Source organism: Chryseobacterium metallicongregator (assembly GCF_031324065.1).
Classification (GTDB): domain Bacteria; phylum Bacteroidota; class Bacteroidia; order Flavobacteriales; family Weeksellaceae; genus Chryseobacterium; species Chryseobacterium metallicongregator.
The window spans coordinates 201,641-226,943 of sequence record NZ_JAVIXS010000006.1 but is presented as its reverse complement, the minus strand read 5'-3'; the positions used below and the strand labels follow the sequence as shown (position 1 = coordinate 226,943).

Genomic DNA, 25,303 nt, shown 5'->3' with positions numbered 1-25,303 from the left:
TGGAGCTGGAAGAGGGAAGTTATTGCAGACTGAATATGCATCATCTACCTAATAGTAACTTCCTGCTTCCTGCTTCTAAAATCTTTCCTTTTAAAATTTATCATTTGTAAAAAAATTCAGGAAAATTCCACTCTACATTTGTCACATAATTAATCAAAAAACAAATATTATGTCACAAAGAATCAACGCATTTGCGATCGGAAACAAGGCTGTAAATGCACTTCACAACATGGGATTTCAGGTACAAAACTCATCACTGGACAATTCATTTCTGGAACTGCTGTATTTCCGTGTTTCACAAATGAACGGATGTGCTTTTTGCCTCGATATGCACTCTAAAGAATTACTAGTAAAAGGAGAAAAGGAACAGAGAATCTTTCTGGTAAGTGCCTGGAGAGAATGCTCATTTTATACAGATAAAGAAAAGGCAGGATTTTTATGGGCAGAGACTTTAACTGCTTTAAACGGGAAAGAAGTGAATGATGAAATTTATTCAAGGGTAAGTCATTACTTCTCCGAAACTGAAATGGTAGATTTGACCATGGCCGTGATTGCTATCAACAGCTACAACAGGATTAATATTGCTTTCGGAGCAGATGTAGGAGCTTATCAGGTTCCTGAAAAAACTCATTAAATAATTATTAAAAAAACGTAAAAACTCAGCCTATCCGTTGAGTTTTTTATTTAATTTTCTTTAAAAGTATTCACCAGTTTATCGAGATTCAGACTTCGGGCTGAGGCATCAAAAATCTCACGATATGTTCCTTCTTTATTGTACAATTCATCATGAGTTCCATTTTCCACCACTCTTCCTTTTTTCATGACATAAATGGTATCTGAATCTAAAATCTGTGACAGGGAATGAGAAATGATGATCACTGTTCTGCCTTCTTTGATCGCATCCAAAGAGTTCTTGATCTGTTCGGTAGCAATTGCATCCAGACTGGCTGTAGGTTCATCCAAAAAGATGATTGGAGGATTTTTAAGAAATAGTCTTGCAATGGCAATCCTTTGTTGTTGTCCCCCTGAAAGTTGAGTAGCATCATGCTGATATTTTTCCGGAAGATCCATAATCTGTTCATGCAGATAAGCTTTTTTTGCAGCTTCTTCGATTTCTTCAAAGCTGGCATTCATATCTCCATACCGGATATTATCTTCTATGCTTCCCTGAAAGATGTGATTTCTCTGAAGCACCAGCCCAAGATCACTTCTCAGAAAAGTATTGTCAAATTCATTCAGATTTACTCCATCCAGAAGAATTTCCCCGGAATCCGGAAGATAGAATTTACACAAAAGATTAATAACCGTTGATTTTCCTGCACCACTCAATCCTACAAGAGCCGTAGTTTTTCCGTTTTCAATTTTCATGGAAACATTATGTAAAGCTTTTGTTCCGTTAGGGTAAGTAAAATCAACATTTTTCAATTCAAAAGTTCCTTTAATTTCTTTTTCTACAAAACTTCCGTTTGATTCTGTTTCATTATCTGCATTCAGAATATCGAAGTATCCTTCAGCATAAATCATGGCATCGTTCATATCATCATAAATCCTGTGAAGCTGTCGGATAGGAGCCGAAACATTGTTGAAAAGCATAATATGAAGCATGATCGCACCAATAGTCATTTGCTGATCAAGCACAAGATAAACAGTTAAAAGGATAATCAAAACAACCCCAAATTGTTCAATGAATGTCTTTAAACCATCATAAATAAAATTGGTTCTTCTTGTGATCATCTGGCTTTCCATCAACTCCATCTGAAGATCATATTGTTTTTTTCCTTCAAATTTTTCACGGACAAAACTTTTAATGACCATAATAGAATTAATCAGGTTCAATAGTCCGGATGTCTTTCTTTCCCTTTGATTTCTGAGCTGGCGGCGGACTCCTCCTAATTTTTTGGCCTGCAGAGAGCTTATGTAGAAATAAATCGGAACAATAATCGTTGAAACAAGTCCCACATATACATTCTGCATGTACATAATGATCAGCGCAATAATCGCATTGGAAAAAAGAGGAAGGATATCAATAAAAAAGTTCTGAACCAGTCTTGTCAGACTTTCTATTCCACGGTCTATTCTGATCTGGAGTTTTCCGGACTCATGGTTTTCATCATTAAAATAAGCAACCCTATAGGTTAAAATTTTATCAATGGCTGATTGTGCCAACACTGAGCTCACATTAATCCTGATTTTTTCCCCATAAAATTTTTGTCCGAAGTTGATAAAGATGTTTAACAGTTCTTTCCCCAGTAAAATAATGGAAATGATAATGAGGATATGAATTCCCTCTGACATCGGATGCGGAAGATGGGTAAGTTTAGTCACTTCATCTACAGTATATTTCAAAACAATCGGATTCACCTGTGCTGCAAGAGCTCCCAGAAAAGTAAGAAACAGTGTTCCGTAAATCATGGGACGGTAAGGTCTGATAAATGGGACGAGTTGTTTATAGATTCCGAATAAGGTAACGGTTCTATTAAAAGGTTTAGCCATAGAAGTCATTTTAAATGAAAAACGTACCGCTTTCCAAAGAAAAAGGTACGAATTATTATTAACTGGTCATCTAAGATTTATTTAAAAATCTTTCAATGTACCATCTTCATTGATGTATTTAAATTGATAACCTGGATCAATAATCTTTCCTCCCATTTGTACAAAAGATCCCCACATTCCTGACCAATCTTCAAAATCATTAACAGATGTATCCCATCGAATTACAGTTGAATTTTCATGAAGCTTTAAGTTCACTATAATACCGTATTCATTATCCAAAAAAACCTTGGTTCCTACTTGAAAATCTTCATATTTATAAGGATCGTTCATTTATCCTTCATACATATAAGTAGTAAGATAGTGCAGTTCTTTTCTGCTTGCTTCTTTAGACTCTGATTCCGCCTGTTCCAGAGAATATTGAGAATTAATTTCCTTTTTCTGGAAAACAAATGAGTTGTTGGCATTCTTATCCACCACATCATTAAAGATATGTTCAATTTCAGAATTCGCTAATGAAGCAAAGCTGATATCTTCAAAACCATACATCAGTCTCAGGTCATCAAACTGTCTGAAATTTTCGTCTACAAATCCTTGTAACTGTGTTTTCGAATCAAAATTACCTGCCCAGATATTGTAAGCATATTTCTTTTTTTTAGGCTTATCCAAAATACTCTGATAAACAAAGTTTTCACCCAGATAGGCTTCTCTTACCTGTGGATCATTGGCAAGGTCTTCCGGAAGTCCTTCTTTCAGGATCTTTCCTTCAAACATGATATAGGTTTTGTTGGTAATTGCTAAAGTCTGCTGTACGTTGTGATCGGTAATTAAAATTCCGATGTTTTTATCGACCAGGCTTCTTACAATTTTCTGAATATCTTCCACGGCAATTGGGTCTACCCCTGCGAAAGGTTCATCCAGAAGGATAAAGTTCGGGCTTGTTGCAAGACAGCGCGCAATTTCGGTTCTACGTCTTTCTCCCCCGGAAAGAAGATCTCCTCTGTTTTTACGAACATGCTGCAAAGAAAATTCTTCAATCAGTTCATCACATTTGATCTGCTGCTCACGCTTAGAAAGCTTGGTCAGCTGCAATACTCCCATAATGTTTTCTTCCACAGACAATTTTCTGAAAACCGAAGCTTCCTGAGCCAGATACCCGATTCCTTTTTGCGCTCTTCGGTACATGGCATCTGTAGTAATCTCCTGCTTGTCTAAGAAAATTTTTCCTGAAGTGGGCTTAACCAACCCTACAATCATATAAAACGATGTGGTTTTCCCTGCTCCATTCGGACCCAGCAAACCAACAATTTCTCCCTGTTGAACCTGTACAGAAACGCCTTTTACAACTTTTTTAGGACCGTATTCCTTGATTAAGTTTTCTCCTCGTAAAATCATAGGGCAAATATATCAAAAATATAAACTTCACTTATAGGTTAATATCAACTTGTTTACGTTAAACGCAAACTTGTTCATTTACAACCCATTGTAACTTTTCATCATTTTAATCTACTCATCGTAAAACATATCAATCAATTATAAATATTAAGAAATGGAAAATTACGGTTATACAAAAACAGAAAATGTACAAAACCAGCAAAGCAATGTTCCTTACCGTTCAGAAAAGAAAATCCCTGCAGCTATATTGGGAATTCTTGTGGGGTGGCTGGCTTTAAATAAATTTTATCTTGGATATACAAAAGAGGGAATTATTCAGCTGGTTCTGAATGTCGTTACTTTTGGTGCAGCTTCAATTATTCCTTTTATTGAGGGAATTCTCTATCTTTTTATGAGTGATAAGCAATTTGATGATACTTACGTATACGGAAAAAAAGGTTGGTTATAAGAAATGATCATTAACTCGTTAGAAATAAAAAGAGACTACCAATTGAGTAGTCTCTTTTTTATTGGAATGAATTTAATCATTATTTATTTAAAAGAATAGCCGCTTCTTTTGCAAAATAGGTAAAGATCATATCTGCACCCGCTCTTTTGAAACATGTTAAACTTTCAATGATCGTTTTGTCATTATCCAGCCAGCCGTTTTGAGCAGCAGCTTTTACCATGGCATATTCTCCACTTACATTGTATACTGCAATCGGAAGGTCAATTGCTTCACGTACTTTGGAAACAATATCCAGGTAAGGAAGTCCCGGTTTGATCATGATCACATCTGCACCTTCGTGGATATCTTTAAATACCTCGTTCAATGCTTCACGGGTATTATGAAAATCCATCTGATAGGTTTTTTTATCTTTCGGAATTTCCATATCATCTTTCGGTGCACTGTCTAAGGCACTTCTGAAAGGTCCATAGAAAGAGCTTGCATATTTGGCTGCATAACTTACAATTCCTACATCTGTAAATCCGCTTTCTTCCAATGCTTCACGAATGATCTGTACTCTTCCGTCCATCATATCACTTGGGGCTACAAGATCTGCTCCTGCTTCTGCATGAGAAACTGACATTCTTGCCAGTGCATCATTGGTAGCGTCATTTAAAACTTTTCCGTTTTCAATGATTCCGTCGTGTCCGTAGATTGAATAAGGATCTAAGGCTACATCTGGCATCACAACCATTCCCGGAACGGCATCTTTAATTGCTTTGATGGTGTTCTGCATCAATCCGTCTTTGTTCCAGGCTTCTTTTCCTGTATTGTCTTTCAGATGTTCTGACACTTTCATGTACAAATTGACAGCTTTTACTCCCAAAGAAAATAATTCCTTACATTCCTTCACTGTTAAATCTATACTGCGCCTAAAAATTCCCGGCATAGACGGGATTGCCTCCTGCTTGTTTTCGCCCTCCATTACGAAGATCGGCATTACAAAATCATCAGTTGTAAGCACATTTTCTCTTACCAAACTTCTGATAGATTCATTAACTCTAAGTCTTCTATTTCTTGAATGTATCATTTTGGAATACTTTTTGAATAAGTTTCTACAAATTTAATATAAGTTCTGCAAAAAACTATTGTACGAAATTGTAGAATTTATTACATTTGTTATATATATTCGAGAAATTATAAATTTGATGAAAAAACTTTTACTTTTATTTCTATTTGTAGGCATTTTTGTTGGATTTTCCAACAATTTCAAAGCTCAGCTTAGAGAGCCGGGTTCCATCACTCAAAAAGCAGATGATGGTGTATTGCTTGCCTATCCAAATCCCGCAAAGGATTTCCTTATCATTAAGGCAAAAGATTCTTCTTTAAGAATCAAAAGTGTGACTTTTTATTCAATTTTGGGTATGCAGGTCGCTAGTTATACCGTAAATATGAATTCCGGAGAGATTAATATTGAAAAATTAAAGCCCGGAAAATATATGATCCGATATATTTTAAGTGACAACACACAGAAAGTTACTCAAATCGTGAAACAATAAATTAAAATCCTGATAATCATCAGGATTTTTTCTTTTTACATTAATTCTGTTTTAATATTTCCGTAACTTTCGGGACTTTTTCATACTAATAGTAAAAAGAACAACTTAATGCTAAAAGCTGAACATATTAAAAAGACCTATAATGCAGGAAAAAAGGTCGCCCTGGATGATTTCAGCATCCATGTTCCAAAAGGCAGTATTTATGGCCTTTTAGGTCCTAACGGAGCCGGAAAAACTTCTTTTATCCGCATCATTAACCAAATTACTCAGGCAGATTCTGGTGAAATCCATATCAATGGTCAAAAACTGAACCCAACTCATATTAAAGACATCGGCTATATGCCTGAAGAAAGAGGACTTTACAAAAACATGACTGTTGGTGATCAAATCTTATACTTCGGGGAACTGAAAGGAATGAAAAAAAGTGATGCTTTAAATGAAGCTAAAAAATGGTTTGAAAAACTAAACATCGACCAATGGTGGAAGAAAAAGCTTTCGGAACTTTCTAAGGGAATGGCACAAAAAATACAATTTGTGGTAACCGTTCTTCACAGACCACACCTTTTAATTCTTGATGAGCCGTTTTCAGGTTTTGATCCGGTGAATGCCAACTTAATTAAAGATCAGATCATTGACCTTAAAAATAACGGAACAACCATCATTCTTTCTACCCACAGAATGGAAAGTGTAGAGGAAATGTGTGATTATGTTGCTTTGATCAACAATTCAAAGAAAATTATTGACGGAAGGGTTTTTGATGTAAGAGAAAAATTTAAGAAAAATATTTTTGGGATTACACTTTCTGAAGTAAGCAATGATCAGTTTGAAAATTTCAGAAACAAATATGAGATCTTCAATCTATCCAATGAAAATAATCTTGTTTCTTTTGACCTGAAAAATGAGGAGAGCCAGAATAATGTTCTTCTGGATCTGGTGCAGGTAGGTAAAGTGAGATCATTCGACGAAAGAATTCCAAGTATGAATGAAGTGTTTATTAATGCTGTAAGTAACCATTCTTAATTTATGAATAATATTTTTTTAATTACCAAGAGAGAATTTCTTACACAGGTTAAGAAAAAATCTTTCATTATATTGACTCTGCTTGCTCCTGTTATGATTATTGCTTTTGGAGCAGTGGTGGGTTTAATGTTTAAAGCAAATGAGTCACATAGCATTATTGAGGTAGTGGATAAGAGCGGTCTGTTTACTAACCATCTTAAATCTAATGATAAATTAAACTACGTTTTTGTTTCCGTAGCTGATGAAAAGTCTAAGATTAACAATTTAAAAGGAAATGAATCTCTGGACGGTATTCTGATCCTTCCTGAATTGAAAAATCAGAATTTCGATGCGCTTGAAAAAGAGGCAAGACTGGTCATCAACAGCAAAATAGGATTTGACACCAAGCAGCAAATTGTATCTGACATCAGCAATGTGGTCAGAAAAGAAAAAATCAAGCAACTGGGTATTCAGGAAACTCAATTAAATGATCTCGACAAAAACTTTACTTTAAAAACCATTAATGTTACGGATAATAATAAAGAGGATTCTGATCTTGCCTTTGGCGTTAAATCCGGATTGAGCATGGTTCTGATGTATGTTACTTTTATGTTCATCATTATTTATGGGGTAAGGGTAATGAGAAGTGTTCTTGAAGAGAAAAATAACCGTGTTGTAGAGATTATTATTTCTTCTGTAAAACCTTTTGAACTGATGATGGGTAAGATCCTGGGAGTAACCATGGTTGCACTGACCCAGTTTCTGATCTGGATTACTATGTCTGTTATTGGTGCATTGGTACTTAATACAGGCTTCTCTCCTCTTCAGAAGAATATTCCTGGAGGAAATGAAGAGATTGCAAGTAAACTGGATATGGGACAGCTTGCTACCCAGATTTCTCACAGCTTACTGGAATTGAACTTCCCACTGATTATTTTTGTATTCATCGTATTTTTCCTTTTAGGATATATCTTCTATAGTTCTATTTACGCAGCCATTGGTTCTGCAGTAGATAACGAAACAGAAACACAGCAGTTTACTTTATTTGCTATTTTACCATTAACATTAGGAATGTACGGGAGTTTCACATTGATGAATAATCCGGAAGGTCCTTTAGGCTTCTGGTTATCCATCATCCCGTTTACTTCACCGGTTGCTATGATTGCCCGAATTCCGTTTGGAGTTCCTGCATGGCAGATTGCATTGTCTATTACATTATTACTGGTAACTACTATTTTTATGATCTTCCTAGCCGGAAAAATCTATCGTGTGGGTATTTTGATGTACGGAAATAAAGCTACGTTAAAAGAGCTTTGGAAATGGATAAGAGGATAAGAAGTAAAAACCTATCAATAAAAAAATCCCGGAAACTGAGTTTCCGGGATTTTTTATATTCTGAAATATTCTATTTGAATATATAGCTTAAAGTAAGTGCGATTACCTGTTCTGACTTTTTCTTATCAGTACCTTTAGTTTCCTTAGCGAGACCAGGATAGGTATCACTTAGACCTAAGTCGTATTTTAATGCTACTTCAAGTTGTCTTTTGTAGCTATATCCTACTCCCAGTCCAAGTCCCCAGTTAAAGCTCTTTGCCTTACCATTTACGCCTGCCGGCTGGTTAGGATCGGTAACATCCGGGTCATAATAAGGTCTGCTTACCGGAGCGTCTTTCACGTTCTGATTCAGCAAGAAATTAAATCTAGGTCCTATTAATCCAAAGAATTCTGATTCTGCTTCAGAAAAATATCCTTTGAAATAAAGAGGCACACTCAGGTAGTTATTAGCATATAATGCGTCATAACCGTTTACTCCTTTAGCATCTTTATCTTTTCCTGTTTCTCCTGCACCATAGTAAAGTACTTCAGGTTGAATAAAGAATTGGTTTGCCTTTCCTACGGGAATCAATGCCAAAGCTCCAGCTTGGAAAGTATATCTTGGGCCTGAAGGGTTATGGGCGTTAGATACTCTGGAGTAGTTTAAACCTCCTGTTACTCCAAATCTTGTGCTTTTCCATTGCACCTGTGCAAACGATAAAGCGGAAAGAGTTAAAGCTGAGGCTAATAAAAGTTTTTTCATATGTTGGGTTTTATATTATCCTAGAATCTTAGCTACAGTAGCACCAATATCAGCAGGAGAGTCAACAACGTTGATACCGTTTTCTCTCATGATTTCCATTTTTGCCTGAGCTGTATCTTCAGCACCACCTACGATAGCACCTGCGTGTCCCATTGTTCTTCCTTTTGGAGCAGTCTGTCCAGCAATGAAACCTACAACTGGTTTAGTAGACCCGCTAGCTTTGTACCATCTTGCAGCTTCAGCCTCAAGACCTCCACCAATTTCACCGATCATTACAACAGCTTCAGTTTCAGGATCGTTAATAAATAGCTCTAAAGCTTCTCTTGTAGTTGTTCCGATGATTGGGTCACCACCGATACCGATTGCAGTAGAGATACCGTAACCTGCTCTTACTACCTGGTCAGCAGCTTCGTAAGTAAGAGTTCCTGATTTTGAAACGATACCTACTTTTCCTTTTTTGAAAACGAAACCTGGCATAATACCAATTTTAGCTTCTTCAGAAGTAATGATTCCAGGGCAGTTTGGTCCGATTAATCTGCAGTCTCTGTCAGCGATGTAAGATTTTACTTTTACCATATCAGCTACAGGAATACCTTCAGTAATACATACAATTACTTTGATTCCTGCTTCAGCAGCTTCCATGATAGCGTCTGCTGCGAATGCCGGTGGTACGAAAATGATACTTACGTTTGCTCCTGCTTTTGAAACAGCGTCAGCTACAGTATTAAATACAGGCTTTCCTAAGTGCTCGCTACCTCCTTTTCCTGGAGTAACACCACCTACTACGTTTGTTCCGTATTCAATCATCTGACCAGCGTGGAAAGTTCCTTCGTTCCCTGTAAATCCTTGTACAATTACTTTAGAATCTTTGTTTACTAAAATTGACATTTTATTGTTGTTTTAATTTATTTATTATTTTATTAATGCTCACAAATTTACTCAAATTTCTTTGATTTTGGATAAAACCTTTGGAATTGTTTATTTGAGATTTCTCAGTTTTACTTCTTTTTTCAGATAAGTTTTAAAATCTTCTGCAAACATCCCGATATAGGTTCCTTTTTCAAGATCTCTGTTCACACCTGTTTTTCCCAGAAGCACTGATCCTGACTCAATTTTGTTTCCGGAAGCAATTCCTACCTGTCCCCATAATGTCACCTCATCTCCGATGATACAGCATCCTGCAATTCCAACCTGAGAAGCGATCAGACATTTTTTTCCGATAACGGTATCATGTCCGATCTGAATCTGGTTATCTAAAACAGAACCTTCTCCAATGATGGTAGAGTCTGTAACTCCTCTGTCAATAGTACAGCCGTTTCCAATCTCCACATTGTTTTCAATAACAACATTTCCTACAGAAATCAGACGGTCAAAATTTCCGTTTAATTTTCTGTAATAAAATGCATCACCTCCTAAAACTGTATTGGACTGAATGATGACGTTATCTCCGATTTCCGTACGGTCACCAATGACAACATTAGGAAAGATTAAGGTGTTTTTCCCGATTTTCACATTGTTTCCGATCACTGCAGAAGAGTGAATCTTTGTACCCTCTCCTATTTCCACGTCGTGTAGTTCTTCCGTGAAATTATAGATTCTGGTAAAATGGGTATTGATTTTATTAAAGTCTCTGAAAGGATCATCAGAAACTAAAAGTGCTTTACCTTCCGGGCAATCTACTTCTTTATCAATTAAAATAATAGTGGCTGCAGAGTTTAATGCTTTGTCATAATATTTAGGATGATTCACAAAAACGATATCACCTGGCTTTACCATGTGAATTTCATTAGTTCCCAATACTTCAAAATCTTCCGGCCCTACAAATGCTGAGCCTATTAAATCTGCAATCGTTTTAAGCTTTTGCGGAGAATGGAATCTCATAACAATAGATTTTCTTATAAAACAAAATTCGGAGTGCTGATGCAAACCGAATTTATGTAAATTTTATTTATTATTTTACTCTTTCTAAGTAGCTACCGTCTTCAGTGCTTACTTTAATTCTGTCTCCCGGCTCGATGAACAAAGGAACCATTACTCTTGCTCCTGTTTCAACGATTGCGTTTTTAAGGGCATTTGTTGCAGTGTTTCCTTTTACACCCGGATCAGCTTCAATAACATCAAGATATACTGACTGTGGAAGTTCAGCAGAAAGTGGAGTTTCATCAACTTCTTTCAGGATGATTGTTACTTCTTCACCAGCTTTCATAAACTGAGCATTCTCAATCATTTCTTTATTGATATATAGCTGAGAGAAGTCATCATTGTTCATGAAGTGGAATCCATTCTCATCATCGTACAGATACTGGAATTTTCTAGTGATTACTTTAACTTCATCAATTTTGTGTCCAGCAGAGAAAGTATTATCAATTACTTTACCGTTAGTCACAGATTTTAATTTTGTTCTTACGAAAGCAGGTCCTTTCCCTGGTTTTACGTGAAGAAACTCGATTACTTTAAAAATATCGTTGCTATACTCGATGCAAAGACCTTTTCTGATATCGTTACTTGTTGCCATTAATATATATTATCTTTTTTACTTAAATTTTATTGGCTGGCAAGCAAACAGGCAGATTTGCAAATTTGCTTTTTAGCATTTCTTTTAATTACTCTCTTTACCGGTTCCGTATCCTTTTACGATACCTCTTGGTGAGTTTTGAATAAACTGTAAGATTTCATCTCTTTCAGCCGTTGGAAGCATTTCTTTTTCAATATGGGAAATAGCCTGAGAAACGTTCATCTTCATTTGGAAGATTGCTCTGTAGATTTTCTGGATTTCAAAGATCTTTTCATTCGTAAATCCTCTTCTTCTTAAACCAACAGAATTAATACCAGCATAAGACATAGGTTCTCTTGCTACTTTTACATAAGGTGGAATATCTTTTCTTACCAAAGTACCTCCGGAAATCATTACATGTTTTCCGATTTTACCAAATTGGTGAACCGCTGATAAACCTCCCATTACTGTATAATCTCCAATCTCCACGTGTCCTGCAATACCACAACCGTTTACAATGATAACGTGATCTCCGATAACGCAATCATGTGCAATGTGTGAAGTAGCCATAATAAGACAGTGAGCACCTATTTTAGTATATCCTAAAGCCTTTGTACCTCTGTTTACGGTAACGCACTCTCTGATTGTCGTTTCGTCACCAATAATTACCTGGGTATCTTCACCATCAAATTTCAGATCCTGGGGAATTGCAGAGATTACAGTCCCAGGGAAAATCCTACAGTTCTTCCCTATTCTTGCTCCATCCATAATGGTTACATTAGGACCAATCCATGTTCCTTCTCCGATTTCTACGTCCCCTGCAATGGTAGTGAAAGGTTCTACGATTACATTTTTGCTGATTTTCGCACGTTTATCTACGGCTGCTAATTGATGAATCATTTAATCAACTTTATTTTTTGCAACTTGAGCCATAAGCTCTGCTTCTACTGCTACAGTGTCTCCTACATATCCATATCCCTGCATATGAACAATTCCTCTTCTGATAGGCTCTATCAATTCAATTTTGAATATAAGCGTATCTCCTGGAATTACTTTTCTTTTGAATTTCACCTTATCAATTTTGATGAAATACGTAGAATAGTTTTCAGGATCCGGAACGCTGGCCAATACAAGAATTCCTCCTGTCTGCGCTAATGCTTCTACCTGAAGGACTCCAGGCATTACCGGTTCTTTAGGGAAGTGTCCAACGAAGAAAGGTTCGTTCATTGTTACATTTTTCAACCCTACAACATGAGAGTCTGAAAGTTCAAGAACTTTATCAATTAATAAGAACGGAGGTCTGTGAGGCATAAGCTTCATAATTCCGTTGATATCGAATACCGGTTCTTTTGTTAAGTCAAAATCCGGAACGTTTTTCTTTTTCTGCAATTTCCACTGGCGGTTTAGTTTTTTCGCAAACTGAGTATTCACAAAGTGTCCCGGTTTGTTAGCAATAACTTTACCTTTTATTTTTACACCTGCCAAAGCAAGGTCACCGATTACGTCCAGTAATTTGTGTCTCGCTGCTTCGTTAGGATAGTTTAAATTAAGATTGTCAAGAATACCGTTTGGTCTGATAGATACATTATCTTTTCCAAAGGCTTTCTTTAATTTTTCTGTAGTATCAGGAGTAAGATCTTTATCTACATATACAATGGCATTGGAAATATCTCCACCTTTGATCAAACCATGATCTAAAAGCATTTCCAGTTCATGCAGGAAGCTGAATGTTCTTGCTGATGAGATTTCGTCTTTAAATTCTGAAATATTTTTAAGCGTAGCATTCTGAGTACCTAATACTTTAGTCCCAAAATCTACCATAGTAGTTACTTCGTAAGTATCTGAAGGAATGATTGTGATTTCCGAACCTGTAGCCGGATCACTGTATGTAAGAACTTCTTTTACCACAAGATATTCTCTTGCAACCGTTTGTTCTGCTACTCCTACACTTTCGATAGCTTCCACAAAATATTTTGAGGATCCATCCAAAATAGGAGGTTCAGAGGCATCCATTTCTAAAATTGCGTTATCAATATCACAACCAACAAGGGCTGCTAAAAGGTGTTCGCAAGTGGTAATTTTTACCCCTAATTTTTCTAACGTAGTTCCTCTTTCAGTTGCTACAACATAATTTACATCAGCTTCTACCTGAGGATGTCCCTCCAAGTCTGTTCTTACAAATACAAAACCTGTATTTTCTTTAGCAGGTTTAATGGTAAGTTTTACTTCTTTACCAGTATGAAGGCCAATTCCAGAAAGAGTTACCTCTTGCTGAAGTGTTTTTTGCATATCACTCATTAGTATTATCTTTTGAGTTATTCTCAAGATTATTTATTCTATTTACTATTCCAGGTAAGTTCCTGAAATGAACATAACTCCTTAAATAGTCATTGTAACTGATTGCTGGTGAACCGTACAATGTTTCTCTGTCATTAACACTGGAATTCACGCCACTCTGAGCCTGAATTTTCACCTGGTTCCCTATTTTGATATGCCCTACGACACCTACCTGGCCACCAATCTGATTCCAGTCACCAATAGTTGTAGATCCGGCAATTCCTGCCTGTGCAGCAATTACATTGTTCTGACCAATTTTCACGTTGTGGGCAATCTGAATCAGGTTATCAATCTTAGTTCCTTTTCCTATTATTGTAGAGCCTATTGTAGCTCTGTCGATACTACAGTTTGAACCAATTTCTACATCGTCTTCAATAATCACATTTCCAAGCTGTGGTATTTTTTTGAAGCCATCAGCTGTTGGCTGGAAACCAAAACCATCACCTCCGATTACCGTATTGGAATGAATTACGCAGTTATCCCCAATAATACAGTAGTCATAAATTCTGGCTCCACTGTCTATCTTACAGTTTTTACCAATTTTCACGCCTTTTCCTATATATACATGTGGATAGATTTGTGATCCTTCCCCGATTTTAGCTTTCTCAGAAACATAAGTGAATGCTCCGATATAAGCTTTATCTCCTATAATAGCTGTATCATGAATAGACGAACCGTTTTCAATACCTTCTTTTCTTCCCTGCATCTCCTGATATAAATTCATCAGAATCTGAAAAGAAAGATAGGCATCTTTTACAACGATTAAGGTAGGGTTATAATGATTTTTCTCCAGAAGTTGTTCCGAAACGATGATAACAGAGCACTTTGAGCTATCCAAAAAATGAGAAAACCGATCCTGTGCTATAAAAGATAGATGTCCTGATTCCCCATTTTCAATTGGTGAAACTCCCGTAATAAGTGCATTCTCGTCACCTATTATTTTTCCGTCAATAAAACTTGCAATTTGCGAAGCTGTAAATTCCATATTCTGCAAAGATAAGAAATTCTATAATTTGCAAACATGTTTTAGTTTCAGATCGTAAATTTTAATATTCTTTAAGAGTCCAGTCTGGAGATATCTCTTGGAAACATAAGGATATAGCGGGTCGTCTTATTCACGATTAATCCTGATAAAAGCTGATCTTCCGACTCATGCAGCCTTGTTCTTTTTCCATTTTTATGCAATAAATAAATCGGTTGTTTCTCTGCATGATAAGGCAATAATTTTCTTTTAATTTCATGAACCAATTCATTACCATTATTGATTCCGAAAAGTTCATTGCTCTTTTTTATTTTTTCCTCAATTATTTCCTGATCAAATGGATGTGATGAAATAATGGTTTTAGGCAAATTTCTCTGAATTACACATTTACACCAATACGACAAAACAAAATCATCAGAATTCTGCCATTCTTTCATTGCCTGAATCACATCATTGTCATCAAGTTTGGTAAATCGCTCTATATCTTCATCCGTTGCGGCACTCTTTTCACGGTATAAGAAATATTTCAGATTATCCGTTGCGGGAAGTTCTGCGCCTTGGGAAATCAGATACTTTGCTCTTTCAAGGATTTTGACTAAAAGAAACTCTGCCAACGCTGAAGTTTTATGATAATATACCTGCCAGTACATAAACATTCTGGCCGTCAGGAAATTTTCAATGGAATAGATCCCTTTTGCATCAATCACCAGCTCGCCTTCTTCACATACATTCATCATAGAGATAATTCTCTGGGTATTAATATTTCCTTCGGAAACTCCTGTAAAAAAACTGTCTCTTTTAAGATAATCCAAACGGTCAACATCCAATTGGGAAGAGATCAGTTGATTGAAAAATTTTCTGTGATATTTCCCCTGGAACATTTCAATAGCCATTGAAAGCTGACCTTCAAATTCTTCATTTAGTTTATTCATCAATAATAAAGAAAGGTTTTCATGATGCCAGTCATCCATCAGCATACTTTCCAGCGCATGTGAAAACGGACCATGACCAATATCATGCATCAGAATAGCCAGCATCGCTCCTTTTTCTTCTTCCTCAGAAATTTTCACTCCTTTCTGCTTCAATGTTTCCAAAGCAGTGAACATCAAATGCATTGCTCCAAGAGCATGGTGAAATCTTGTATGGGTAGCACCGGGAAATATCAGGTTCAAAAGTCCGGTCTGCCCGATTCTTCTTAATCTCTGAAAGTAGGGATGCTCGATGATATCAAATAAAATTTCGTGTGGAATTTTGATAAACCCGTGAACAGGATCGTTGATGATTTTTAGCTTATTCTGCATTGAAACGTCAGTATTAGTAAACAAAGTTAGGCATTTTAAAATTTAGCCTTTTATTAAATTACTATTAAGATATTGGGATAAGACAATGATCTACCGAATATTTTTCATTAAAAACACCATCGTTTCAATTTCAGAAATTGTTTGGCATCTATTTATTATCAATTCAAGATTTTTTGAAATCCTTTTGTGCCTGTTATATTAAAGGATTATCTTTGAGAGAAAACACGGCAACCTTTAATGAGACGCTTCTCGCTTTTCCTCTTTTTATTTTTAAGTTTAAACTTTTCCGCACAAATGATCACCGAGACCCAAAAATTGGAATCTCTGTGCAGGGTTTGGGGATTTTTAAAATATTACCATCCTCAGGTTGCAAAAGGAAACCTGAACTGGGACAAGCAGCTTTTTCAAAAAATCAAGGAGCTTGAAAATATTCATGATAAAAAATCTCTTAATATTCTTTATTCCGAATGGATTAAAAGCCTCGGAGAAGTTCCACTATGTAAAGAATGTTCAGTACAAGATCAGAAAGTTTATTTTCTCAAAAACTTTGACCTACGCTGGATTGATAATTCGCAAATTTTCTCTGATGATGTATCTCAAAAACTTCGTTACATTGAAAATAACAGGATTCTTAGAGATAATCATTATTTTGGAAAAGGGGGAAGAAAAATATATTTTAGGAATGAAAAATCCTATGGTTCTAAATTTAATTCCCAAACAATTAGCTTACTGGAATTATTCAGATACTGGAATTATGTAGAATATTTCTTTCCTTATAAATATGAAACCGATCAGAACTGGAATGATGTCATTACAGAAATGATCCCAAAATTTCTCATGATTGATAATGACGAAAATTTTCACCTGACATTAGCAGAGCTCGTCACTAAAACAGATGACTCACACGCCTATATTTTGTCAAAAGAAATTCAACTTAACCTGTATGGTCAACGAAAAGTTCCGGTAGAATATACTTATGCTGAAGGAAAACTAGTGATTATAAAAGTTAACGACACACGATCCAGACATAAAAGCCCTCTGCATCCTGGAGATGTTATTTATGATATTGAAGGAAAAACCATTCCGCAAGTGATCAACAATTTGGCAAAATATGTACCCGCTTCCAACTCATGGGGTAAGGTCAGCAAAATAAAAGACAAACTGCTATTCAGCAACAATGATTCTATTAGTGTAAAGATTGAAAGAGACGGGCAAAATATGGTAATAAAAACCAGAACACACCTTATTAAAGATATTATTCATGAAAAAATTCCGGTTCCTAAAAAGTGGAAATTTATGGATGATGAAAAGAAAATCGGGTATGTCCATATGGGAATTTTAGAAAAGGAAGATCTTGATGAAATGTACGGCAGTTTAAAATCTGCAAAAGCTATTATTTTTGATCTCAGGCATTATCCAAGACAAACAATCATTCCCTTAAGTTATCTTCTTCTTCCCAACCCCTCAATTTACTATCAGTTTACTTTTCCTGACACCAGCTATCCCGGAAAATTTTACAGCAGAAAAAATGTTACCGGCAGAAAGAATCCTGAATACTATAAAGGAAATGTAATCGTTTTAGTAGATGAGAATACGCAAAGCCAGGCAGAAACCACAACCATGATGTTCAAACAACATCCGAAAGCGAAAATTATCGGAAGTAATAGTTCAGGAGCCAACGGAGATGTCATTATGTTTAAAATTGCCGACCTTGATACACGGTTTACAGGCCTGGGTGCTTATTACCCGGATGGCAGAGAAACCCAAAGAATCGGAATTATTCCTGACATCTTTATAAAACCAAGTATAAAAGGGCTCAAAAACGGAAAAGACGAAGTACTGGAAAAGGCTTTGGAATATATAAAAAACACGGATTAAATGAAACGAAAATGTGAATTATTTTACAGTATTTTCATTTAACTAATATTTAACTTTTAATCTTTCGATTTTGTGAGATTTTAAAAGGATTTGGTCAACATTTTGATACAATAACCATGTAAAAAATAAATTATGTCAGAAAAGATATTATGGATCGATGATGAAATAGATTTACTTAAACCTCATATCGTATTTTTAGAAAAGAAAGGTTATCAGGTAACCCCTGTTAACAATGTAAATGAGGCTTTGGAACTTATGGATTCAGAGAAATTCGCTTTAACACTCATTGATGAAAATATGCCCGGCATTTCCGGATTAGAAGCCATTCCTATGATTAAGGAAAAAGATAATGCCTTAAAAATTGTCATGGTGACCAAAAGCGAAGAGGAACACATTATGGAAGAGGCTATCGGTTCCCAGATTGCCGATTATATATTAAAGCCTGTAAATCCTAACCAGATATTACTTTCCTTAAAGAAAAACCTTCAGCAGGATAATCTTGTTGAACAAAAAACAATTCTCCAATACCAGCAGGAATTCAGAAACCTTTCCATGGAACTTTCTTACCTGAGAACGTATCAGGAATGGGCTGAATATTATAAAAAGATCCTTAGCTGGGAAATCAAATTTGATAAAGTAGCAGACAATGAGTTTGCTGATCTTCTGCAATCTCAGAAAGAGGAAGCTAACATTCAGTTTGCTAAGTTTATTGAGAAAAATTATGCTGACTGGCTTATTGATACAGACAAGCCTCTAATGAGTCACACCCTTTTCAAGGAAAAAGTAAAGCCGGAAGTAGAAAAAGAAAAAGTTCTTTTACTGATGGTGGACAATCTTCGTTACGATCAGTGGAAAGTGATTGAACCTTTATTTACAAAATATTACAATAAAGTTTCGGAAGATTATTACTACAGTATTCTTCCTACGGCAACACAGTACGCGAGAAACTCTTTCTTTGCAGGATTAATGCCGTCTGAGATTGAGAAACGTTTCCCTGATAAATGGTTCAATGATAATGAAGAGGGAAATAAAAATGAATTTGAGCGTGATTTCCTTGAAGATCAGATGAAAAGAATTGGTCTCGGATCAAAATCTATGAAGTACCTTAAAGTACTGAACGCTGATTTTGAAAGAAAGATCTATGATGATTTCAATCAGCATAAAAATAATGACCTGCTTGTAATTGTCTATAACTTTATTGATATCCTGTCACACGCGAAAACAGACAATCATATTGTAGATCAGTTGATCCGCGATGATAAGACTTTCCGTTCTCTTACTTTCAACTGGTTTGAAAATTCTTCCTTACTGAAGATTATTAAATCGGCCGCAGAAAACGGGTATAAGCTGGTTATCACTACAGATCACGGAACGGTATACGTGAAAAAACCAAGTAAAGTGGTAGGAGACAGAGAAACTTCTACGAATATCAGATATAAAACAGGTAAAAGCTTAACGTATGACGACAGTGATGTATGGGCCATTACCAACCCTGAAAAGCTTTTCCTTCCAAAAGGAAACCTAAGCTCGAAATATATTTTTGCTAAAAACAATATATTCCTGGCCTATCCTAAAAATTACAATCATTTTGTTAATTACTATAAAGAAACTTACCAGCATGGAGGAATTTCACTTGAAGAGTGTATTATTCCTATCAGCGTATTAGAACCCAAGTAGTTTTTTTCATAGTTTATTTAATTTTGGGTTAAAGGCGGAAAAAATCGAATGATTTTTTCCGCCTCTTTTTTAAGGCACTTATTTTGCATACTAGAAGGCAACCTTAAATAAATATAATCTTATGAAAAAGCACATTTTTATTGCAGCTGCATTTGCAGCCTTATTTTTAACTTCATGTAATAAAGAAAAGAAAGCAACAGACTCCACTCCTACTCCTGTAGACAGTGTTGCTTCTAAGCCGTCTGATTCAGCTGCTGTATCAGGAACTCAGGATGAAATTGTAAAAAGTAGTTCGAAAGACAGCAGTGGAAAAACATTGGATATGACTTTCAATAATACCAAAAATACAGCTACGGTAGTTTTCAACAATGAAACAATTGAACTACAGGGGCAAAAGCCTGCATCAGGAATATGGTATAAGAATGATCATTATGAACTGAGAGGTAAAGGCGAGGAAATAGAATTGACAAAAGACGGTAAAACAGTTTTCAAAAAATAAGATCTCTTACTAAAAATATAAAAAGTCGGCTTTGAAATTCAAAACCGGCTTTTTTATTTTTACCTCTTTCTTATAGTTCATATCTTCGTAAAAAATAAATCATGTTTATTATTTCCCTTACCTATAAGAGTTCTATTAAAAATATAGAAAAACTTATTCCCCAGCATAATATTTTCCTCAGCAAACATTATGACTCCGGACAGTTCATTGCCTCAGGAAGAAAAGAACCAAGAACGGGAGGGATCATTATTGCTAAAGCAGCATCTAAAAAAGAGGTTGAGCAGATCATCACTGAAGATCCTTTTTATATTCAGGAGGTTGCAGATTATACTATTACCGAATTTATCCCATCCAAATACAACGAAAACTTTAAACTTTTTATAGAAGACTAATGAAATTAATTACATACAACGTCAATGGAATCAGAGCGGCTTTCACAAAATATTTTCTGGGCTGGCTGAAAACTGCCGATCCGGATATCATCTGTATTCAGGAGAGCAAAGCAGGAAACGATCAGATAGATATCGAAAGTCTTGAAAAATTAGGATATCACAGTTATTGGCATTCTGCACTAAGAAAAGGCTATAGTGGGGTCGGAATTGCCTCAAAAATAAAACCCAATCATGTAGAGTATGGTTGTGGTATCGAAAGCTATGATAATGAAGGAAGAATCATCCGTGCTGATTTTGACGGATATTCTGTGATTTCAGTGTACGTTCCTTCCGCTTCTAATATCGAAAGACTGGATTTTAAAATGCAGTTCTGCCATGACTTTCTTGAGTACATCAAGAATTTAAAAAAAGAAATTCCCAACCTTATTATATCCGGAGATTTCAATATCTGCCATGAAGCTATTGATATTCACAATCCTGTTGGTCTAAAGAATGTCTCAGGATTTCTTCCTATGGAAAGAGAATGGATGACCAGTTTCATCAATGAATGTGAACTGATTGACAGTTTCAGATTCTTTAATAATGAACCGGATAATTATACGTGGTGGAGCTACCGACAAAATTCAAGGGAAAGAAATAAAGGCTGGAGGTTAGATTATAACTTCACTTCCTATAGTTTAAAAGATAAGCTTACAAGGGCTGTTATTTTAAAGGAAGCTGTACATTCTGACCATTGTCCTGCATTATTGGAATTGGATGTATAATCAACGCTATATTCATCCATACAAAAAGCCAGCTGAATCAGCTGGCTTTTTTTTAATTTAAATCATAAAATTAATCGACAATTTCATATTCGACCGGAATAGTACCATGGTTGATATCTCCGATCTCATCGAACGCAGCTTTAGACATGTCTAAAGATCTTGATGAATGGTAAGGCCCTCTGTCATTAATTCTTACTATTACCTCTTTACCATTTTTAAGGTTTGTTACCTTAACGTTTGTTCCAAATGGAAGCGTTCTGTTTGCTGCAGTGAACTTTGAGTTATCAAAGATTTCTCCGCTGGCAGTTTTTCTACCGTTAAATCTATCGTGGTAGTACGATGCATAACTTGTTTTTTTCGCATCTAAGGCATTACTTGTAAAAGAGTAAACACCTAAGGTTGAAATCATCATTATGATTACGAGAATGAATCTTTTCATCATTTTGAACTTTTATTGGTTTTGACGGAGCAAATGTATCAGGAATCTTTATAAAACCCTATTTGATATGTTAAAAACAGTTAATAAAACATTAACAAAATGTTAAACAAAGCTGTAACCTCCTATGGATAGGGCTTTTACAATACACTGTTAAAAAGTGTTAAAAAAATGCTTAAAAAGTTAACATAATTAACTAATTTATACATAATTTAAAAACTCTAAAAACAAAACAAACTGATAATCAATAATTTAAAAAATACATATTGTTAAGATTTTAATCAAAAAAAAATAATTCCAAAATTAAATTTCTTAAATCCAAGATGAGAAAAAATGACCACCAGAATATGCTGAGCCTTATAATATCAAATTTCACAACCAGATTTTAACATCTAAATACAGTGTTAAAATTTCCTGACTATTCTTATTTCAAAAATAATAAGATAAAAATTTTAAAAATGAATGAATATTATTTACTACCATCGAAAAATAAAAGAACATCTCATCTCTTTAAAAGTAAAAAACCAATGACTTCTCATTGGTTTTTATTATGTAATTAAATAAATTTCTTTATTTTAAATATTCTAAAACATAATCATACGTTCCGTTCGGATATACCACAGACATACTTGGAGATCCTGTAACAGCAGCTCCTGTAGATGTATCATATGAATATAATTCTCTGGAATATACTGTATTAGTACCCGCCTTATAAATAGTAATTCCGTACATAGCAGTAATTCCGGCAGGAGCAGGAATTGTTACTGCAGTAGTAGTACCGTTTGCAGCAAAAGTTCCTTTTATACCATAAATTTGTGCGCTATTTACTTGTCTGTTTGTAACAGTTTCAGTAGTAAGGATATTTTCTTTACCTCCTCCACCTAATGGCAACCATTGTCCTGAAACCGATGAAAATGCAGGTGTTGGAGTAGGATTACTGAAATAGTAAAAACCTACACTTACAGGTTGATTACCAATACCAGAACCAGTAGCAGGAGTAGTACCCGCAACAGAGTTATATACGATCATACCATCATATGCTGTAGGAAACTTTAATGCATTTGTTACTTGACTAACGAATGTAAAAGTAGTTAAGTTTGTTCTAGGAACAGATAAACCTTTTCCTAAGTTGTTGGATGAAGGGAAACTTGAAGCATCTAAGTAAACTGATTCTCCACCTATGGTTGCATTAATTGTATTATTTGTTTTGATCTGTGCATTAGAAAAGATACCCACAGCTAATAATACAAGAGCAGAAATTTTTTTATTTGTGTTCATTTCACTATTATTTTAAATTATAAACTTGTGCAATACCATGCACCACTGATGAAAGTATACTCTAATGCCGAACCTGATACTGCTGGCGAAGTAGTTGTACTAGAGTGAACACCAGTAACACTAAATCCAGCACCACCTGTAGCATCAACAATTCTGAATTTATCTCCGGCAACTGAAGTTGCTACTGCAGGAGCTGCAATAGTTACATTCGTAGTTACCAACATTGATTCATTCTTGTTAATGGCAGTCGATTGTGAAACGTTAGTATATCCGGTAACTGCAACAGAACCAACTATTGGTCTCCATTCAGGAACTGAATTATCAAAATAATAGAATCCAGGGCCTGTAATTTTAACTTTTCTTGCACCTGTACCTGTTCCGGAAGTAATGTAAACAATAGCTCCATTCTGAGGTGCACCGTATGTACCACTGGTGTCATCCTTAGAAGATAATTCTGCTGCCGTCATACGAGGGACTAGTAAGGCATCAGGTCTAGCATTGTCTGTAGTATTTGCTACTACGTCTAATGTTGCGGCAGGTGTGGTTGTGTTAATCCCCACTCGCCCTTGTTGAGCCTTAGAAACGGCCGAAAGGCCAACAAGCATAATTGCTGTTAATAAAAATTTTTTCATAAGTTTTTAAAGATTTTTAATTACATTTTTTTCATCAATATTTCCAAAAAGGAAGATACATCTCAACTTGTGAACACTGAATTAAAATAAAATATTCAATAAGTATTTCAATTGATTTTTAGCTTTATTTCAATAATTAACTTGCTGAAAGCACATGATTTAAAAATATTGCTTCTTGCGCAAATTTAAGACATAATTTTCGATTTTAAATACATTATAATAGAAAATTAAAAAATCTTAATTGCACAAAATATTAATAAATTGATTATCAATTAAATAAAAACCCGCTACCGAGAAAATTCTATGTTAATTTTCGTTAATAAGTCAGTTTTACAAATGTTATTTCTGACTGATTAATAAGCGTTTAGCTAAACCAATTCTCCGTATAAGTCAAATTCTTCTGCAGAGGTAATTTTAACATCTGCAAATTCACCAATAGAAATATAAGTATCTTCTGCTGAGACCAAAACAGTATTATCAACATCCGGAGAATCATACTCTGTTCTTCCGATGAAATAATTTCCTTCTTTACGGTCAAACATACATCTGAATACTTTACCTATTTTTTCCTGATTTTTTTCCCACGAAATCTGAGACTGCAGCTCCATTATTTCTTCTACTCTTGCCTCTTTTACTTCCTGTGGAATATTATCTTCCAAAACATGGGCAGTAGTATTCTCTTCGTGAGAATAGGTAAAGCATCCTAGTCTGTCAAACTTCTGCTCTCTTACCCAGTCTTTAAGCTCCTGAAATATCTCTTCTGTTTCTCCAGGATATCCAACGATAAGCGTTGTTCTGATCGCCATATCAGGAACTTTCTCTCTGAATTTACCTAAAAGAGCATCTGTTTTCTCATGGGTAGTTCCTCTCTTCATAGATTTCAGTAAATCTGAATTGATATGCTGAAGAGGAATATCTATATAGTTACATACTTTAGGTTCTTCACGGATAATATCAAGAACATCTTCAGGAAAACCGCTCGGGAAAGCATAGTGAAGACGAATCCATTCCACTCCTTCTACTTTTACCAATTCTTTTAAAAGATCACCCAATGCTCTCTTTTTATAAAGATCAAGACCATAGTAAGTAAGATCCTGAGCAATAAGAATTAATTCTTTTGTCCCTTTTTTGGCCAGTTTCTGAGCTTCTAAAACCAGTTTTTCGATTGGAGTTGAAATATGTCCTCCTCTCATCAATGGGATAGCACAGAAAGAACATGGTCTGTCACAACCTTCAGAAATTTTAAGGTATGCGTAATGTTTTGGAGTTGTTGTTAATCTTTCTCCTACCAGTTCATGTTTATAATCTGCTCCAAGATGCTTTAAAAGTATCGGAAGGTCTCTTGTTCCGAAATATTGATCTACATCCGGAATTTCTTTTATCAAATCCGGTTTATATCTTTCAGATAAACATCCTGTAACGAATACTTTCTCGACCTCACCTCTGTTTTTAGCATCAACATAATCAAGGATTGTATTGATAGACTCTTCTTTAGCATTATCGATAAATCCGCAGGTATTGATTACCACAATGTCCCCACGGTCTTCGTGAACCACTTCTTTGCCATTGGCCTTCAGCTGGCTCATTAATACTTCAGAATCATATACATTCTTGGAACATCCAAGAGTGACTACATTGATTTTCTTCTTCCCTACAGATTTTGTACGCATCGTTTTGATTTTGAGT

The 25,303-nt window shown here is 35.4% G+C and carries 25 protein-coding genes and 1 pseudogene; 10 read left to right on the top strand and 16 right to left on the bottom strand.

What is annotated here, in order from left to right; genetic code table 11:
- Nucleotides 1-169: 169 nt before the first annotated feature.
- Nucleotides 170-634 carry a carboxymuconolactone decarboxylase family protein gene (locus REB14_RS09615; protein ID WP_079242896.1) on the top strand — a complete coding sequence of 155 codons (465 nt, stop codon included), beginning with the start codon at nucleotides 170-172 and terminating at the stop codon, nucleotides 632-634.
- Nucleotides 635-684: 50 nt separating this feature from the next.
- Here the strand turns inward: REB14_RS09615 and REB14_RS09610 are convergent, their stop codons facing one another.
- From REB14_RS09610 to lptB, 3 genes and pseudogenes are all read right to left on the bottom strand, one after another.
- On the bottom strand, nucleotides 685-2,412 hold the full coding sequence (locus REB14_RS09610; RefSeq protein WP_309522253.1) for an ABC transporter ATP-binding protein: 1,728 nt from the start codon (nucleotides 2,410-2,412) through the stop codon (nucleotides 685-687).
- A gap of 162 nt (nucleotides 2,413-2,574) precedes the next feature.
- Complete coding sequence (locus REB14_RS09605; protein ID WP_309522051.1) at nucleotides 2,575-2,823, bottom strand: hypothetical protein; 249 nt, start codon at nucleotides 2,821-2,823, stop codon at nucleotides 2,575-2,577.
- 336 nt (nucleotides 2,824-3,159) lie between these two features.
- Nucleotides 3,160-3,885 (bottom strand): annotated as a pseudogene (gene lptB, locus REB14_RS09600) (LPS export ABC transporter ATP-binding protein); the annotation flags it as partial.
- 154 nt (nucleotides 3,886-4,039) lie between these two features.
- Here lptB and REB14_RS09595 point away from each other — a divergent pair.
- Complete coding sequence (locus REB14_RS09595; RefSeq protein ID WP_105681209.1) at nucleotides 4,040-4,333, top strand: TM2 domain-containing protein; 294 nt, start codon at nucleotides 4,040-4,042, stop codon at nucleotides 4,331-4,333.
- A 79-nt stretch (nucleotides 4,334-4,412) separates the two neighbouring features.
- Here REB14_RS09595 and hemB read toward each other — a convergent pair whose 3' ends face one another.
- A complete protein-coding gene (gene hemB, locus REB14_RS09590) occupies nucleotides 4,413-5,402 on the bottom strand; it encodes a porphobilinogen synthase (RefSeq protein WP_079242899.1) in 990 nt (329 codons plus the stop codon).
- A gap of 118 nt (nucleotides 5,403-5,520) precedes the next feature.
- On the opposite strand from hemB, the gene REB14_RS09585 reads away from it, so the two are divergent.
- The 3 genes from REB14_RS09585 to REB14_RS09575 all read left to right on the top strand — a co-directional run bounded on the left by REB14_RS09585 (nucleotide 5,521) and on the right by REB14_RS09575 (nucleotide 8,205).
- Nucleotides 5,521-5,871: a T9SS type A sorting domain-containing protein gene (locus tag REB14_RS09585; protein ID WP_309522050.1), complete on the top strand. Its 351-nt coding sequence runs from the start codon at nucleotides 5,521-5,523 to the stop codon at nucleotides 5,869-5,871.
- A 108-nt stretch (nucleotides 5,872-5,979) separates the two neighbouring features.
- Entirely contained in the window at nucleotides 5,980-6,891 is a 912-nt protein-coding gene (locus tag REB14_RS09580) for an ABC transporter ATP-binding protein (protein WP_079242900.1), read from the top strand.
- A gap of 3 nt (nucleotides 6,892-6,894) precedes the next feature.
- A complete protein-coding gene (locus REB14_RS09575; RefSeq protein WP_079242901.1) occupies nucleotides 6,895-8,205 on the top strand; it encodes an ABC transporter permease in 1,311 nt (436 codons plus the stop codon).
- Nucleotides 8,206-8,275: 70 nt separating this feature from the next.
- On the opposite strand, the gene REB14_RS09570 is transcribed toward REB14_RS09575, so the two are convergent.
- The 8 genes from REB14_RS09570 to REB14_RS09535 all read right to left on the bottom strand — a co-directional run bounded on the left by REB14_RS09570 (nucleotide 8,276) and on the right by REB14_RS09535 (nucleotide 16,061).
- Nucleotides 8,276-8,947, bottom strand: a complete 672-nt coding sequence (locus tag REB14_RS09570; RefSeq protein ID WP_079242902.1) for a porin family protein — start codon at nucleotides 8,945-8,947, stop codon at nucleotides 8,276-8,278.
- Nucleotides 8,948-8,962: 15 nt separating this feature from the next.
- Entirely contained in the window at nucleotides 8,963-9,835 is an 873-nt protein-coding gene (gene sucD / locus REB14_RS09565) for a succinate--CoA ligase subunit alpha (RefSeq protein WP_034699171.1), read from the bottom strand.
- Between the two features lie 90 nt (nucleotides 9,836-9,925).
- Complete coding sequence (locus REB14_RS09560) at nucleotides 9,926-10,828, bottom strand: UDP-3-O-(3-hydroxymyristoyl)glucosamine N-acyltransferase (RefSeq protein WP_062674061.1); 903 nt, start codon at nucleotides 10,826-10,828, stop codon at nucleotides 9,926-9,928.
- Between the two features lie 70 nt (nucleotides 10,829-10,898).
- On the bottom strand, nucleotides 10,899-11,462 hold the full coding sequence (efp, locus tag REB14_RS09555) for an elongation factor P (RefSeq protein ID WP_079242903.1): 564 nt from the start codon (nucleotides 11,460-11,462) through the stop codon (nucleotides 10,899-10,901).
- A gap of 84 nt (nucleotides 11,463-11,546) precedes the next feature.
- Nucleotides 11,547-12,341, bottom strand: coding sequence for an acyl-ACP--UDP-N-acetylglucosamine O-acyltransferase (lpxA, locus tag REB14_RS09550; protein ID WP_062674059.1), 795 nt, complete (start codon nucleotides 12,339-12,341; stop codon nucleotides 11,547-11,549).
- Nucleotides 12,342-13,739 carry a bifunctional UDP-3-O-[3-hydroxymyristoyl] N-acetylglucosamine deacetylase/3-hydroxyacyl-ACP dehydratase gene (locus REB14_RS09545; protein WP_034699159.1) on the bottom strand — a complete coding sequence of 466 codons (1,398 nt, stop codon included), beginning with the start codon at nucleotides 13,737-13,739 and terminating at the stop codon, nucleotides 12,342-12,344.
- Entirely contained in the window at nucleotides 13,732-14,763 is a 1,032-nt protein-coding gene (gene lpxD / locus REB14_RS09540; protein ID WP_079242905.1) for a UDP-3-O-(3-hydroxymyristoyl)glucosamine N-acyltransferase, read from the bottom strand. The genes REB14_RS09545 and lpxD overlap by 8 nt, the downstream gene beginning before the upstream one ends.
- A gap of 71 nt (nucleotides 14,764-14,834) precedes the next feature.
- A complete protein-coding gene (locus REB14_RS09535) occupies nucleotides 14,835-16,061 on the bottom strand; it encodes an HD domain-containing protein (protein WP_079242906.1) in 1,227 nt (408 codons plus the stop codon).
- A gap of 294 nt (nucleotides 16,062-16,355) precedes the next feature.
- Here REB14_RS09535 and REB14_RS09530 point away from each other — a divergent pair, with 294 nt between their 5' ends.
- From REB14_RS09530 to REB14_RS09510, 5 genes are all read left to right on the top strand, one after another.
- Nucleotides 16,356-17,939: a S41 family peptidase gene (locus REB14_RS09530; RefSeq protein WP_309522049.1), complete on the top strand. Its 1,584-nt coding sequence runs from the start codon at nucleotides 16,356-16,358 to the stop codon at nucleotides 17,937-17,939.
- Between the two features lie 132 nt (nucleotides 17,940-18,071).
- Nucleotides 18,072-19,616 carry a T9SS response regulator signal transducer PorX gene (gene porX / locus REB14_RS09525; protein WP_034699150.1) on the top strand — a complete coding sequence of 515 codons (1,545 nt, stop codon included), beginning with the start codon at nucleotides 18,072-18,074 and terminating at the stop codon, nucleotides 19,614-19,616.
- Between the two features lie 121 nt (nucleotides 19,617-19,737).
- Nucleotides 19,738-20,115: an MliC family protein gene (locus REB14_RS09520; RefSeq protein WP_079242908.1), complete on the top strand. Its 378-nt coding sequence runs from the start codon at nucleotides 19,738-19,740 to the stop codon at nucleotides 20,113-20,115.
- Nucleotides 20,116-20,216: 101 nt separating this feature from the next.
- Nucleotides 20,217-20,507: a YciI family protein gene (locus REB14_RS09515; RefSeq protein ID WP_309522048.1), complete on the top strand. Its 291-nt coding sequence runs from the start codon at nucleotides 20,217-20,219 to the stop codon at nucleotides 20,505-20,507.
- Nucleotides 20,507-21,271 (top strand): exodeoxyribonuclease III, encoded by a 765-nt coding sequence (locus REB14_RS09510; protein ID WP_309522047.1) that lies wholly within the window; start codon nucleotides 20,507-20,509, stop codon nucleotides 21,269-21,271. The genes REB14_RS09515 and REB14_RS09510 overlap by 1 nt, the downstream gene beginning before the upstream one ends.
- 70 nt (nucleotides 21,272-21,341) lie before the next feature.
- Here the strand turns inward: REB14_RS09510 and REB14_RS09505 are convergent, their stop codons facing one another.
- From REB14_RS09505 to rimO, 4 genes are all read right to left on the bottom strand, one after another.
- Nucleotides 21,342-21,713: a septal ring lytic transglycosylase RlpA family protein gene (locus REB14_RS09505; protein ID WP_309522046.1), complete on the bottom strand. Its 372-nt coding sequence runs from the start codon at nucleotides 21,711-21,713 to the stop codon at nucleotides 21,342-21,344.
- A 564-nt stretch (nucleotides 21,714-22,277) separates the two neighbouring features.
- Nucleotides 22,278-22,985 carry a hypothetical protein gene (locus tag REB14_RS09500; protein ID WP_079242911.1) on the bottom strand — a complete coding sequence of 236 codons (708 nt, stop codon included), beginning with the start codon at nucleotides 22,983-22,985 and terminating at the stop codon, nucleotides 22,278-22,280.
- Between the two features lie 17 nt (nucleotides 22,986-23,002).
- On the bottom strand, nucleotides 23,003-23,590 hold the full coding sequence (locus REB14_RS09495) for a hypothetical protein (RefSeq protein WP_145953291.1): 588 nt from the start codon (nucleotides 23,588-23,590) through the stop codon (nucleotides 23,003-23,005).
- Between the two features lie 395 nt (nucleotides 23,591-23,985).
- Nucleotides 23,986-25,287, bottom strand: coding sequence for a 30S ribosomal protein S12 methylthiotransferase RimO (rimO, locus tag REB14_RS09490; protein WP_079242913.1), 1,302 nt, complete (start codon nucleotides 25,285-25,287; stop codon nucleotides 23,986-23,988).
- Between the last annotated feature and the right edge of the window lie 16 nt (nucleotides 25,288-25,303).